Annotated in this window: 10 protein-coding genes; 5 read left to right on the forward strand and 5 right to left on the reverse strand. The window is 72.8% G+C overall.

The window, feature by feature from the left end:
• Positions 1–8 precede the first annotated feature (8 nt).
• On the reverse strand, positions 9–698 hold the full coding sequence (ftsE, locus tag ACI2LY_RS18955) for a cell division ATP-binding protein FtsE (protein WP_388994276.1): 690 nt from the start codon (positions 696–698) through the stop codon (positions 9–11).
• Positions 699–932: 234 nt separating this feature from the next.
• Here ftsE and ACI2LY_RS18960 point away from each other — a divergent pair, with 234 nt between their 5' ends.
• Positions 933–1127: a hypothetical protein gene (locus ACI2LY_RS18960; RefSeq protein WP_388994279.1), complete on the forward strand. Its 195-nt coding sequence runs from the start codon at positions 933–935 to the stop codon at positions 1125–1127.
• Between the two features lie 104 nt (positions 1128–1231).
• Here ACI2LY_RS18960 and ACI2LY_RS18965 read toward each other — a convergent pair whose 3' ends face one another.
• From ACI2LY_RS18965 to ACI2LY_RS18980, 4 genes are all read right to left on the reverse strand, one after another.
• Complete coding sequence (locus ACI2LY_RS18965; protein WP_404708181.1) at positions 1232–2077, reverse strand: hypothetical protein; 846 nt, start codon at positions 2075–2077, stop codon at positions 1232–1234.
• Positions 2078–2375: 298 nt separating this feature from the next.
• The gene (gene prfB, locus ACI2LY_RS18970; protein WP_388994284.1) at positions 2376–3482 is read right to left on the reverse strand and encodes a peptide chain release factor 2; all 1107 of its coding nucleotides are present in this window, start codon (positions 3480–3482) and stop codon (positions 2376–2378) included.
• Positions 3483–3837: 355 nt separating this feature from the next.
• Positions 3838–5052: a serine/threonine-protein kinase gene (locus tag ACI2LY_RS18975; RefSeq protein ID WP_404708107.1), complete on the reverse strand. Its 1215-nt coding sequence runs from the start codon at positions 5050–5052 to the stop codon at positions 3838–3840.
• Positions 5053–5194: 142 nt separating this feature from the next.
• Positions 5195–6895, reverse strand: a complete 1701-nt coding sequence (locus ACI2LY_RS18980; protein ID WP_404708108.1) for a serine/threonine-protein kinase — start codon at positions 6893–6895, stop codon at positions 5195–5197.
• A 363-nt stretch (positions 6896–7258) separates the two neighbouring features.
• Between ACI2LY_RS18980 and ACI2LY_RS18985 the strand changes: the two genes are divergently transcribed.
• The 4 genes from ACI2LY_RS18985 (at position 7259) to ACI2LY_RS19000 (ending at position 14233) form a co-directional block, all read left to right on the forward strand.
• On the forward strand, positions 7259–10417 hold the full coding sequence (locus tag ACI2LY_RS18985; RefSeq protein ID WP_404708109.1) for an FHA domain-containing protein: 3159 nt from the start codon (positions 7259–7261) through the stop codon (positions 10415–10417).
• A 174-nt stretch (positions 10418–10591) separates the two neighbouring features.
• Positions 10592–11968: an ABC transporter substrate-binding protein gene (locus tag ACI2LY_RS18990; protein ID WP_401446256.1), complete on the forward strand. Its 1377-nt coding sequence runs from the start codon at positions 10592–10594 to the stop codon at positions 11966–11968.
• Positions 11969–11975: 7 nt separating this feature from the next.
• Positions 11976–13319 carry a carbohydrate ABC transporter permease gene (locus ACI2LY_RS18995; RefSeq protein ID WP_404708110.1) on the forward strand — a complete coding sequence of 448 codons (1344 nt, stop codon included), beginning with the start codon at positions 11976–11978 and terminating at the stop codon, positions 13317–13319.
• On the forward strand, positions 13316–14233 hold the full coding sequence (locus tag ACI2LY_RS19000) for a carbohydrate ABC transporter permease (protein WP_393913787.1): 918 nt from the start codon (positions 13316–13318) through the stop codon (positions 14231–14233). The genes ACI2LY_RS18995 and ACI2LY_RS19000 overlap by 4 nt, the downstream gene beginning before the upstream one ends.
• Positions 14234–14341 lie beyond the last annotated feature (108 nt).

A 14341-nucleotide genomic window follows, 5' to 3' on the forward strand; every position in this document is an offset into this window, starting at 1 on the left:
CTTTCCGCTTAGTGCTGGTAGCCGTAGACGCCGCGGGCCTGGTCGCGCACGAGGCGGCCCTTCTCCAGCTCGATGACGCGCTTGCGCATCTGGTCCACGATGTTCTGGTCGTGCGTCGCCATGATGACGGTGGTGCCCGTCCGGTTGATGCGGTCGAGCAGCTTCATGATGCCGACGGAGGTCTGCGGGTCGAGGTTGCCGGTGGGCTCGTCGGCGATCAGCAGCTTGGGCCGATTGACGAACGCCCTTGCGATGGCCACGCGTTGCTGCTCACCACCGGACAGCTCGCCCGGCATACGGTCCTCCTTGCCGCCGAGCCCGACGAGGTCGAGCACCTGGGGCACGGACTTGCGGATCTCGCCGCGGGACTTGCCGATGACCTCCTGCGCGAAGGCCACGTTCTCCGCGACCGTCTTGTTGGGCAGCAGGCGGAAGTCCTGGAAGACCGTCCCGAGCTGGCGGCGCATCTGCGGCACCTTCCAGTTGGACAGCCGGGCGAGGTCCTTGCCCAGGACGTGCACCTGGCCGTGGCTGCACCGCTCCTCGCGGAGCACGAGCCTGAGGAAGGTCGACTTGCCGGAGCCGGAGGACCCCACGAGGAAGACGAACTCGCCCTTGTCCACCTCCAGGGACACCTCCCTGAGGGCGGGCCGGGTCTGCTTGGGGTAGACCTTGGAGACACTGTCGAATCGGATCACGGATGCACCACGGGTCGCCGGGGGATGATGAGCGTGACCATACGCGAACCGGGAGTGCCTACGCAGGGCCCGGTCGCCGTTGCGACAGACTTGTGCGTTTTTGTACGGCGGCACTTTCCGCTTTCCCGGGCGCCCGCGCTCTTTCGGGGGGAACCTGGCAGAGTGGAGGGGGAACGTTCTCGTTCCCGTCGGCGTTGTACGGGGTTGAGGGCCTGGCACGAGGAGGGCGAGCGCATGACGTACGACCGGTTGGTGTGCGCGAACTGCGCGTCCCCCGTGAGCGAGGGCCGGTGCCCGGTGTGCCGTGCGAGCCGTGAGCGGCTCCAGCAGCAGGCGGGGTTCCTGGGCGGGGTGAGCCCGGCGGCGCTGGTCGCGCTGCTGGTGGTGCTGATCGCGCTGACGGCACTGCTGGCGCACCAGACCGTCTAGGTCCCCCAGGGCGTCTCTCAGGACACGAAGAAGGGCCCGGAGCGGGTGCTCCGGGCCCTTCTCCTGCTCCGCGCTGGTTGCGTGGAGTGACGTTTCGGCTACCCTCAGGCGGCCGCGCCGCCGCCGCGGTTGCCCGCCAGGCGCGGCAGGACGCGGAAGGCGACACCGCCCGCGATCATCGTCGCGGCGCCCACGACCAGGAAGGTGGTCTGGCCCGCACCGGTCTCGGCGAGCTGCTTGCCGTTGCCGGTCTGCTGCGGAGCGGTGTCCGAGCCGGTGTCGGTGAGGGCGGAGGTGCCCTCCTCCTGGGAGACGTTGTCGTTGCCGCCACCGTCGGGGCCGGGGCCACCGGCCGTGGAGCCGCCGGTGACGGAGCCGCCGGTGGAGGCGTCGCCGCCGGTGGTACCGCCGGTGGAGGTGTCACCGCCGGTGGTGGTCGAGCCGCCCGTGGTGGTGGAGCCACCCGTGGTGGTGGAGCCACCCGTGGTCTGGCTGCCGCCCGTGGTGTTGCCGGACGTGGTGTCGCCACCCGTGGTGTTGCCCGAGGTGGTGTTGCCACCCGTGGTGCCGGACGTAGCGCCCGAGGTAGTCCCGGACGTGGTGCCCGAGGTAGTCCCGGACGTGGTGCCCGAGGTGGTGCCGGACGTAGTACCCGAGGTGGTACCGGACGTGGTGCCCGACGTGGTGCCGGACGTAGTACCCGAGGTAGTCCCGGACGTGGTGCCCGAGGTGGTGCCGGACGTGGTGCCGGACGTGTCGTTGCCGCCGATCACGCCGCCGATGAGGCCGCCGTTGGTCTCGCCGCCCGGGTCAGGCTCGGTGCAGGTGCCGATGGTGCACGACGGGTCGGGCTCGGGGCCCGGGTCGGCGGAGGCCACTCCGGCCACCATCAGCGAGGCGCCGGCCGCGATCACCGAGCCGGCGGCTATACGTGCGACGCGCACACGCATCTTCTTCGTCATATGTCTGCTACCCCCAGTAGCTGTTGTCGATGTGGCGGCGCGGTGGGGCTTGCCGTGCTCGACGGAGGCAGCTGACATTCCCCCGGTTCACAAGCGCCCCAGACATGCGCATGCCGCGTTTCACCTTTCCCATTTTTTTAAGCAACGTCAAGGTCGTTGCGGGCGCAATGTCCTATGGGAGGGCGTTTGCCGGGAGTTGGCTGACGTGATTGTGACCTGAAGCCCAGAAACAAGACAACTGCCGCCCCATGGACGGCAGTTGTCAAAGGTTGTCATGTCGACAAACTTACTTCTCCTGCTGCTTGCGCCAGCGAATTCCGGCCTCCAGGAAGCCGTCGATCTCACCGTCGAGCACGGACTGCGGGTTGCCGACCTCGAACTCGGTGCGCAGGTCCTTGACCATCTGGTACGGGTGCAGGACGTACGAACGCATCTGGTTGCCCCACGAGCTGCCGCCGTCGCCCTTGAGGGCGTCCATCTTGGCCCGCTCCTCCTGGCGCTGGCGCTCCAACAGCTTGGCCTGCAGCACGTTCATCGCCGTGGCCTTGTTCTGGATCTGGGAGCGCTCGTTCTGGCAGGAGACCACGATGCCGGTCGGGAGGTGGGTGAGGCGGACCGCGGAGTCCGTCGTGTTCACGCCCTGGCCGCCGGGGCCCGAGGAGCGGTAGACGTCGATGCGCAGGTCCGACTCGTCGATCTCGACGTGGTCGGTCTGCTCCACGACCGGGAGCACCTCGACGCCCGCGAAGGACGTCTGGCGGCGGCCCTGGTTGTCGAAGGGCGAGATGCGCACCAGGCGGTGCGTGCCCTGCTCGACCGAGAGCGTGCCGTACGCGTACGGGATCTGGACGGCGAAGGTGGTCGACTTGATGCCGGCCTCTTCGGCGTACGACGTCTCGTAGATCTCCGTCTTGTAGCCGTGGCGCTCGGCCCAGCGCAGGTACATGCGCTGCAGCTGCTCGGCGAAGTCGGCGGCGTCGACACCGCCCGCCTCGGCGCGGATGTTGACCAGCGCCTCGCGGGAGTCGTACTCGCCGGACAGGAGGGTGCGGACCTCCATCTCGTCCAGCGCCTTCTTCACCGCGACCAGCTCGGACTCGGCCTCGGCGCGGGTGTCCGGGTCGTCCTCCTCCTCGGCCATCTCGAAGAGGACGGCGAGGTCGTCGATCCGGCCGCGCAGCGCCTCCGCCTTCCTGACCTCGGCCTGGAGGTGGGAGAGCTTGCTGGTGATCTTCTGCGCCTCGTCCGGGTTGTCCCAGAGGGACGGCACGGCCGCCTGCTCCTCGAGCACGGCGATGTCTGCCCTCAGCTGGTCGAGGTCCAGGACGGCCTCGATCGACTCCATGGTCGAGGAGAGGGACTTCAGCTCTTCGGATACATCGACGACTGCCACGCCCCCAGCGTAACGGCTCCGCCGGGTGGGGTAGGTCCTCGGCGGTCGGTACCACCGGGGTGCGGGGTGTTACTCGCGGCGTACCAGGGGCTGCGCCCCCGGACCCCCGCTGTCGGCCCTCGAGGGGCCTCGTCCTCAAACGCCGGACGGGCTGAATGTGGCTGACCTGGGCCGCATGGCCCGGCCGGGACGGCTGCCGCCGGTCAATCGCCAGGGGCGCATGGGGCCCTCGAACGCCGGACGGACCGGACATCGCCGACCGGGCCGCGTGCCCCCTCCTTTGTGCCTCGCCTCTTCGCCTACCGAGACGGGTGGGTGGGTGGGAAAGGGGGGTCTGGGGCGGAGCCCCAGGGGGTCAGGGGGTCGACGTGGTCTGGGTGTCCTGGGGTGGGGGGTCGTCGGTGGAGGTGGTCCAGAGGCCGTAGCCGACCGCTGCTGTCAGGAGTACCCCCGCCAGCGTCAGCGTGACTCTGCGGCGCCGGGCCGCTGCGCGATGGCGGGCCGAGCCGGGGCGGGGGGCGCCGGAAGAACGCGGGGCGCGAGCCGTGCCGTGGGCGCCGCCGGCGAGCTCGTCGGGGGCGGGGACGCGCATGGAGGTGTGGGTGTCGCGGTTGGAGTCGGGCTTGGCGCCGGGGACCAGGGAGACAGCGCCCCGGCGGCGGACCGGTTCCTCGGCGGGCAGCGGGGCCGGGGGGCTCTCCGGGGCGGCCTCGGGGTCGGGCTCGTCCACCTCCAGCGGGGGGATGCCCGTGAGGGTCGGCAGCTGTTCGCGCAGCCGGGTGGCGAGTTCGGAGGCGCGCAGCCGGGACGCGGGGCCCTTGGCGAGGCACTGGACGATGAGCTGCCACAGCTCCTCGGGGATGCCGGGCAGCGGGACGACGGTCTCGGTGACGTGTCTCCGTAGGACCGCGCCGGGGTGGCCGCCGCCGAAGGGAGTGAAGCCCGCGAGCAGCTCGTAGAGGACCGTGGCGAGGGCGTAGATGTCGACGGCGGCGCGCGGGGGCAGGCCCTCGACGATCTCGGGGGCGAGGTAGTCGGGGGTGCCGATGATCTTCGTGGCGCGGGTGCGGCGGGGCGAGTCGATGAGCTTGGCCACGCCGAAGTCGGTGAGCAGCGCCGGGTGGGCGCCGCCGGGGCCGAGCGGGCCGCGCATGTCGAGGAGGATGTTCTCGGGCTTGACGTCTCGGTGGACGACGCCCGCGGCGTGCGCGGCGGCGAGCCCGTCCGCGACGTCGGCGACGATCGCCACGGCGGCCTCGGGCGCGAGTCGGCGCTCGCGCTCCAGGCGGGTGCGCAGGTCGGTGCCGCGCACGATGTCCATGACGAGGGCGAGGTCGTTGCCGTCGACCACGAGGTCCCGCACGGTGACGATGTGCGGGTGCTCCAGGCCGAGCAGCGCGGTGCGCTCCTGGACGAAGCGGCCGACCAGTTCCTGGTCGGAGGCGAGGTCCTCGCGCAGCATCTTGATGGCGACGGGCCCGCCCGGTCCCTCGCCCAGCCACACCGTTCCGGCGCTGCCCCGCCCCAGGATCTGGTTGGCGGTGTACCGGCTGCCGATCTTCCGTGCCAAGACTGCTCCTACAGACGCGTGTTGCCCTGGTCGACAAAGCTACGCGCCTGTCGGGGCCGCCTTCACCGCGGAGCCGGAAATCACCCGCTGGGTGTCGACAAGTCCACAGAACCGGCTCCGGGAGCGGCAGTTCGGCCGCCGCTCAGTTGCCGCCCGAGGAACTGTCGAGGTTCTTGAACCAGTCGCTGACGGACCCGACCCAGTCGCTGACCTGGTCCCAGTAGCCCTTGCCCTGGCCGACCCAGGTGTGCAGCGGGGTCAGCTCCCAGATCAGCCAGCTCGCCACGACCAGGATGAGAATCGTGAACAGGCAGCCCTTGAGGCAGCCCAGGCCGGGGATCTTCATCGGGTTGGCGCTGCGCTGCCGGGGCGGGCGGGGCTCGCGCGCGGGCCGCTGCGGCTCCGGCGGGGCGTACCGCTGGGGCTGCGGCGGCGGAGAGTACTGCTGCGGCTGCGGGGTCGAGCGCCGGGGCTGCGGGCGCTGCTGCGGCTCCTGGGGACGCGGCTGCTGGGGCTGGTGCTGCGGGCGGGCGGCCTGCCGCTGGGGGCGGCGGCGCAGCGGGTCCTCGTCGGGGTCGAGGTACTGGACCTGGGTCTGTTCGTTGCGGTCGCGGGCGGCGCGGAGCTGGGTCTGCCAGGGGTGCGGCTGGTCAGGGTCCTGCGGGTTCTGCTGGTTCTGCCCGTAGGGGTCCTGCGGGCCGTACTGGCCCGGTCGGCCCTGGGGCATCGGCGGCATGACCGTGGTGGGGTCGGCGGCGCCGGTGCTCGGGAGGACGGTGGTCGGGTCGGCGGCGCCGTACGGGCCGCCGGTGTGCGGCAGGAAGCTGGTGGCCGCGTTGGGGTCGTAGGCGCCCTGGGCGGCGTTCGGGGGCAGCATCTGGGTGGCCGCGTTGGCGTCGGGGGCGCCGGGCACGCCCGGTACGGGGGCCGGGGCCGGGTCGGGGGCGAGGAGGGCGCCGACGCCCTCGGCCGCGGCGATCTGGGCCGGGCTGGCGTGCACCCCGACGCCCTCGGCGACGACGCGCAGGGCGCGGGCGAGGTTCTCGGCGCTGGGCCGCTGCTCGGGGTTCTTGCGCAGGCAGCGCTCTATCACCGTCCACAGCGGGTCGGGGATCGTGGAGGGGCGGCGCGGCTCGGCGCTGAGGTGCTGGTGCAGGACCTCGAGGGCGGTGGCGCCGGAGAACGGCGGACGGCCGGTGACCAGCTCGTACAGCAGGATTCCGGCGCCGTAGACGTCGACGGCGGAGGTCTGCGGGCGGCCCTCGGCGGACTCCGGGGCGACGTAGGCGGGGGTGCCGACGAACTCGTGGGTGCGCGTCAGGCCGGGTGAGTCGGCCAGCCGGGCGATGCCGAAGTCGGTCAGCATCGGGTACATCTGCCCGTCGTACTGGCGCAGCAGCACGTTGGCGGGCTTCAGGTCGCGGTGGACGACGCCGTCGGCGTGGCTGGCGGCGAGCGCGTCGGCGACCTGGGCGGTGAGCAGGGAGGCGGCGACGGGCGAGAAGGTGCCGTTCTCCCGCAGGTAGCGGTGCAGGTCGGGGCCCTCGACGAGGTCCATGACGAGCGCCAGCAGATCGCCCTCGACGACCAGGTCGCGGACCCGGACGATGTTGGGGTGGGTGAGCCGGAGCAGTACGGAGCGCTCGCGCAGGAAGCGCATCACGATGTCCGGGTCGCTCGCCAGCTCCTCCTTGAGGACCTTGATGGCGACCGTCTCGCCGGGCTGCCCGGCCACGGCCGCCTCGGCGCCCGCCGTCTCCCGCTGGCTCGCGCGCCAGACGGTGCCCGTGGCGCCGCGTCCGAGCGGCTCCTCGAGCAGGTACTTGCTGCCGACTGGCCGCACGTCACGCGCTCCCTGCTAGCTATTGGCTGCTTGCTACCGGTGTTCCGGCGTTCCGACCACTGTAGTGGCCTGTCCCGGAGCCGCCCCCTGAGTACTACGCGCGGCCCGGGGTCCGTGTTCGGTGGAAAGACGCTCACCTCGGGTCCACCGGTTGCCGGTTCCGGTACGTGACCGATCTCAAGTGATCGCCGCCGCGTTACTGGTCAGGCACTTTTGGGGGCAGAGCTGACCAATCAAGATCACTTCGTACCGGGACGCGGGCGGGAGGGCCGCGACAGGTGCGAGGATGCCTGCAGTACTGGCCTACGTGCCCGTGCGGAGTGGGGGACCTCCGCGGCCGGGCAGAAGGGACCGCTGACGGCGATGCAGATCCGGCTGACCGTCGTAGATCCGCTGGGCGCGTCCCCGAGGCGGGGCGGCGCCGCGACGCGCGACGTGCTGGTCACGGCGCCCACGGGTACCGAGCTGGCGTCGGTGGCGCCCGCGCTGGCCTCGGCGGTCACCGGGGAGAGCGGGGCGGGCCGGGACTGCGGCGCCCCCGTGGTCCTGTACGCGGGCACGGACCGCCTGGACCCACGCCGCCACACCCTCGGCGAACCCCCGCTGGTCGACGGCGCGGTGCTCTCGCTGGGCGCCCCCGCGGCCCCGGAGCCGCATCCCGAGCTGGACGACGCCCCGACCCAGCTCCATGTGGTCGCGGGCCCGGACGCGGGCGGGGTCCATCTGCTGCACGGCGGCCGGATAACGGTGGGCCGCTCCGCCGACGCCGACGTCCCCCTGGACGACCCGGACGTGTCCCGGCTGCACTGCGCGGTCAACGTCACCGCCGAGGGCCGGGTCTCGGTGACCGACCTGGACTCCACCAACGGCACCACGCTGGACGGCGCCCGGGTCACCGACCGTCCGCTGCGCTTTCCGGCGGGCGGTCTGCTGCGCCTGGGTGAATCCGCGCTCAGGGTGACCCCGTCAGGGGGCCCGGGGGCGCGGGTGCGCACGGTGCCGGACGGGGAGGGCTGTGTCCGGGTGCCCCTCGGGGACGCCCCGGACGCCTGCCCCTGGGAGACCCCGGACACCGCCCCCGACGCGGCCTCGCCGGACGGCCCGACCAGCCACGTGTACGGCACGGCCGACCGGGTCGGCACGGAACGGATGGAGCGGGCCGCCGTGCCCGAGCAGGGCCGGGCGCCCCGGATCGAGAGCCGGGCCCCGGACCACCTCACCGGCGGATACCGGGAGTACGACACCCACGCAGGCCACCACCCCGACGAGCTGGACTCCCCCACCCGTAAGGGCACCCCCCTCCGGGGCACCGAGATGCCCAGGCGCCGGGGCCTCGGCGCCTGGGCCCGCAAGCTGACCGGCGGCCGGGACGAGCACCTCCCCGCCGACGAGGCGCCGTACGCCGAGGCGGCCCCCGCCGCACTCCCCGAGGCGTTCCGGCGCCCGGAGACCTGGCCGGACCCGGCCGCGCTGCTGCTGACGGCGCTCGGTCCGGGCCCCCGGCTCTGGGAGCGGGGTCCGGGACACCACGAGGCGCTGGCGGTGCGGCTCGGCACCGCCGACCGGACCGCGCCCGACGGCTCGGCGCTCCCCGCCGTGCCGGTGACGGCCGCGCTGCGCGAGGCGGGCGCCCTGGGCCTGGCCGGTCCGCGCCCCCGGCTCGCCGGGCTGGCCCGCGCGGTGCTGGCACAGCTCGCCGCACTGCACTCGCCGGACCTGCTGGAGATCGTGCTGATCAGCGCGGACCGCGCCCGCTCGGTGGAGGAGCGCACCGCCGAGTGGTCCTGGCTGGGCTGGCTGCCGCACGTCCGGCCGGGCCACGGCCAGGACTGCAGGCTGCTGCTGGCCTACGACCGCGAACAGGCGGCGGCCCGTACCGGCGAGCTGCTGCGCCGCGTCGAGTCGCACGCCGACCCCGCGTCCTTCCGGCCCGGCCCGGACGGGCATCCGGGGCCGTACACGGTGGTCGTGGTGGACGGCGACCCCGGCGGCTCGGCGCTGCGGGAGGACGTGGCGCGGCTGGCGGTGAGCGGGCCGCGGGCCGGGGTGCACGTGGTGTGCCTGGCCGAGACCGCGCCCGCCTCCCCCGCCTCGCCGCTGATGGAGACGTACGAGGCGGCCTGCGCCGTGACCCCCACCTTCCGCGAGTGCGGCGCGGTGGCGCTGCTCAGCGGGGACGTGGCCACCGCGCTGCGGCTGATGCGGGTGGCGCCGACCGGCCCGGTGGGTCCGGGCACCCTCGCCGCCGTGGACGCGGTGTCGGCGGCCTGGGCGGAGCGGTTCGCGCGGGCGCTGGCCCCGCTGCGCCCGGACGCCCCGGACGACGACCGGCACGCGCGCGTCGCGGTGCCGCTGCCGCTGTCGGCCCGGCTGCTGGACGAACTCGGGCTGGCCCGCGCCACCCCGGCCTCGCTGATGGCCCGCTGGGCGGACGCGGCCGACGACACGGAGTCGTTGGGCGGCCGGGCCCGCGCGGTGCTGGGCGCCGGTCCGCGTGGCCCGGTCACCGCCGACCTGGTGGCCGACGGCCCGCATCTGCTGGTCGAGGGGCCGCCCGGCAGCGGCCGTACGGAGCTGCTGCGGGCGGTGGTGGCGTCGCTGGCCGCCGCCGAGCGCCCGGACCGGCTCGGCATGGTGCTGATCGACGGCCGGGACGGCGTCGGCACGGCGGCCGGGGTCGGCGAGGGGCTGCGCTCGTGTACCGACATCCCGCATGTGACCACCCATCTGATCGCCAACGACCCGGTGCGGATGCGGGAGTTCGCGCAGTCGCTGAGCGCGGAGCTGAAGCGGCGGACGGAGCTGGTCGGGCTGACCGACTTCGCGCACTGGCACACCGCGCACGAGGTGTCCGGCCGGATGGTCGCCCAGCGCGGCACCGGCGGGCGCGGCACGGGCAACGGCGACCTGGAGACGCCGCCCAGCGCCACGCTGCGGCTGCGGCCCGGCGCCGCCCGGCAGCACACCGAGGCGGCGCCGCCGCTGCCCCGGCTGGTGGTGGTCGTCGACGACCTGGACGCGCTGGTCTCCCCGGCGCTGGGTTCGCCGGGCAGGCCCGCCGCCGGGTCGGTCGTCCGGGCGCTGGAGGCGGTGGCCCGCGAGGGCGAGCGGCTCGGCGTGCACCTGGTGGCCGCGTCCGGCGCGGGCGGCCGTACGGCGGAGACGGAGCCCGCGCGGCGGGCCACGCTGCGGGTGACGTTGGACGCGCCGTCGGGCGGACGCGGGGCGAGCCCGGCCGAGCGAGGCGCGGAGGGCGAACCGGCGCCGGGGCGTGGCGTGTTGGCGTACCCGGACGGTCGGGTCACCGGGGTGCAGGGCGGCCGGGTGACGGGCCGTATCCCGCGCACCGCGACCCAGCGGCCGACCGTGCTGCCGCTGGACTGGCAGCGGATGGGCGATCCCCCCACCCGGCGCCCGGTGCGCGAGCTGGGCAACGGCCCCACCGACCTGGCCCTGCTGGCGAGCGCGGTGGAGCGGGCGGCCCGCCAGGTGTCGGCCGGTCAGGTGCCCTCCCTGCTCTGATCGTTGGCCGCCGGAATTCCCCGTGCCCGGCGCGCATACCTCGATGATCACGAGCCGGTCACAATGCGTGGCCGGACCGTGCGGGTGCTCTTGCCGCGGCGGGGCGGCCCGGCGTACACCGGAGCGCACAAGCAGAGTTCAGGCGTTCAACGGAGAACGACGAACGGGGAAGTGATGCGCAAGCCGAGCGACACCATCCGAGGGCACCGGACGGGCGCCGCCCTCGCCGCGCTGCTGGCGGGGGCCCTGACGCTCACCGCCTGCTCCGGCGGTGACGGGAAGAAGGACGCCGACGAGGGCGGTGGTGGTGCCACCGGCTCCACGGTGACCCTGCCGAAGCTGAACGGCACGGAACTCGAGGTCGCCGCCGTCTGGACCGGCACCGAGCAGGCCAACTTCAAGAAGGTGCTGGCGGAGTTCGAGAAGCGCACGGGCGCGAAGGTGACGTTCGTGCCCGCCCAGGACCCGATCATCAACTTCCTCGGCTCGAAGATCGCGGGCGGGCAGCCGCCGGACGTGGCGCTGCTGCCGCAGCCGGGCGCCATCAAGCAGGCGGTCGAGAAGAAGTGGGCCAAGCCGCTCGGCCCGGACGCCGTGAAGGAGCTGCAGAAGAACTACTCGGCGGGCTGGCAGGACATCGGCAAGGTCGACGGCAAGCCGTACGGCGTCTACTACAAGGCCGCCAACAAGTCGCTGATCTGGTACAACGCACCGGTCCTGGAGAACGCGGGCGCCAAGGAGCCCAAGACCTGGGCCGAGCTGCTGACCGCCGCGCAGGCGGTGTACGACTCCGGGGTCACCCCCTTCTCGGTGGGCGGCGCGGACGGCTGGACGCTGACCGACTGGTTCGAGAACGTCTATCTCTCCCAGGCGGGCCCGGAGAAGTACGACCAGCTCGCCAAGCACGAGATCAAGTGGACCGACCCCTCGGTGAAGCAGGCGCTCACCACGCTCGCCCAGGTCTGGGGCAAGAAGGACTATGTGGCGGGCGGCCCGGACGGCGCGCTGCAGACCGAGTTCCCGGCCTCGGTGACGCAGACCTTCACCGGCGGCGACCAGCCGAAGGCCGCGATGGTCTACGAGGGCGACTTCGCGCAGGTCAACATCGGTGAGACCAAGGCGAAGGTGGGCGCGGACGCCAAGGTGTTCCCGTTCCCGTCGGTCGGCTCGACCGCGCCGGTGGTCTCCGGCGGTGACGCGGCGGTGATCCTGAAGGACTCCAAGGGCGCCCAGGCGCTCGCGACCTTCCTGGCCTCCCCGGACGCGGCGACGGTCCAGGCGAAGCTCGGCGGCTATCTCTCGCCGAACAAGAACGTGCCGCTCTCGGCGTACCCGAACGACACCCAGCGCACCATCGCCAAGGCGCTGATCGCGTCCGGCGACGACTTCCGGTTCGACATGTCCGACCAGGCGCCGCAGGCGTTCGGCGGCACGCCCGGCAAGGGCGAGTGGAAGGACCTCCAGGACTTCCTGAAGAACCCGAAGGACGTCGCGGGCACCCAGGCGAGGCTGGAGAAGGACGCGGCGGCCGCGTACGGGAACGGGGGCTGATCCGGTCATGGCATCGGCAGCGGCGGCCGGCGCCCCCGGGGGCCCGGCCGCGCCGAAGAGCCGCAGGAGCGTGACCGGGACCCGCAAGACGGTGGCGGCGCTGTTCCTGCTGCCCGCCCTGGTGCTGCTCGGCGCGCTCGTGCTCTACCCGATCGGGTACTCGGTCGTCCGCAGTCTCTACGACTCCTCGGGCGACCACTTCGCCGGATTCGACAACTACCAGGCGCTGTTCACCGACGACGGCATCCGCACCGCGCTCAAGAACAACGTGATCTGGGTGGTGTTCGCGCCCACGGTCTCCACCGCGCTGGGCCTGGTCTTCGCGGTGCTGACCGAACGGGTGCGCTGGGGAACGGCGTTCAAGCTGGTCGTCTTCATGCCGATGGCGATCTCGATGCTGGCCGCCGGGATCATCTTCCGGCTGGTGTACGACCAGGACCCGGACAAGGGGGTCGCCAACGCGGTGTGGGTCGGGGTGCACGACTCCTTCGCCCAGGCGTCGGCGTTCCCCAAGGCGCACCCCGGCCGCGAGTCGCCGCTGGTGGGCCAGGGCGGTGGGTTCGTCACCAAGGACCCGGTGAAGGCGGGCACCCCGGTCGCGCTGCCGATGGTCGGCGTGGCTCCGGACCAGTTCCCGGACGACGCGAAGCGGGCCGTCACCGCCCGGCCGGAGCCGGGGAAGGTCACCGGCACGGTCTGGCAGGACTTCACCCGCGGCAAGGGCGTCGGAAAGCTCGGCGCCCCGGACTCGTCCGAGCGCGGGTACGCCGGGATGCGGATCGAGGCCGTGAAGGACGGCAAGGTGGTGGCCTCGGCGAAGGCGGCCGGGGACGGCACCTTCACCCTCCCCGCCTCCGCCGACGGGGCTCAACTCAGGCTCCCGGCGGCCAACTTCAAGGAGGCGTACAACGGCGTCGACTGGCTCGGCCCGGCCCTGGTCACCCCGGCGATCATCGGCTCCTACGTCTGGATGTGGGCGGGCTTCGCCATGGTGCTGATCGCGGCGGGGCTCGCCGGGGTGCCGAGGGAGCTGCTGGAGCAGGCGCGGGTGGACGGTGCCACTGAGTGGCAGGTGTTCCGCAAGGTGACCGTGCCGCTGCTCGCGCCGGTGCTCGCGGTCGTCGCCGTCACGCTGATGATCAACGTGCTGAAGGTGTTCGACCTCGTCTACATCATCGCGCCGGGCTCGTCCCAGGACGACGCGAACGTGCTGGCGCTGGAGCTGTACCGCAAGGGCTTCTCCGAGGGGCGGCCCGGGGTGGCCAGCGCCATCGCGGTGTTCCTGCTGCTGCTGGTGATCCCGGTGATGCTGTTCAACATCCGCAGGCTGCGGCGGGAGGGCGGGCGATGAGCACGCACACCGAGAGCGCGGGACGGGTGCGCGAGCTGCCCGCCGAGGGCACGGTGCGGGGCAGGCGCTCGCTGGGCGCCCGGCTGGTGGAGGGCCTCGGCGGCGGACTGGTCCGCTTCGTCCTGGTCGTGGTGGGCCTGTTCTGGCTGGTGCCGACGATCGGGCTGCTGATCTCCTCGCTGCGCTCCCCGGAGGACATGAACGCGAGCGGCTGGTGGACGGTGTTCACCGAGCCGTCCAAGCTCACCTTCGAGAGCTACGGCAAGCTGCTGGAGAACGGCGACATCACCCACTCGCTGGTCAACACCGTGCTGATCACGGTCCCGGCGACGCTCGGCGTGGTGGTGATCGGCTCGCTGGCGGCCTACGCGTTCGCGTGGATGGAGTTCCCCGGCCGCGACTGGTGGTTCCTCGGCGTGGTCGCGCTGCTGGTGGTGCCGGTGCAGGTGGCGCTGATCCCGATCGCGGAACTCTTCGGCGAGATCGGGCTGTTCGGCTCGATCCTGGGCGTGGTGCTGTTCCACATCGGGTTCGGGCTGCCGTTCGCGGTGTTCCTGCTGCGGAACTTCTTCGCGGAGATCCCGCGCGAGCTGCTGGAGGCGGCCCGGCTGGACGGTGCGGGCGAACTCCGCCTGTTCGCACGGGTGGTGATGCCGCTCGGCGCGCCCGCCATCGCGAGCCTCGGCATCTTCCAGTTCCTGTGGGTGTGGAACGACATGCTGGTGGCGCTGGTGTTCACCAAGTCCGGCTCCCAGCCGGTCACGGTGGCCCTCCAGACGCAGGTACGGCAGTTCGGCAACAACATCGACGTGCTCGCGCCCGGCGCCTTCCTGTCGATGGTGATCCCGCTGGCGGTGTTCTTCGCCTTCCAGCGGCAGTTCGTGTCCGGGGTGATGGCGGGAGCGGTCAAGTAGCCGTTACTGCACAGGTGTTGCCCGGGGGAAGCGGGACGGTTCCCCCGGGCGTCCCCCGTATGCCGTAGGAGCCGTAACCAAGTCCGCCGGACGGCCGTTGCCGGGCAG

This window comes from Streptomyces sp. NPDC002176 (assembly GCF_044903645.1).
GTDB lineage: Bacteria > Actinomycetota > Actinomycetes > Streptomycetales > Streptomycetaceae > Streptomyces.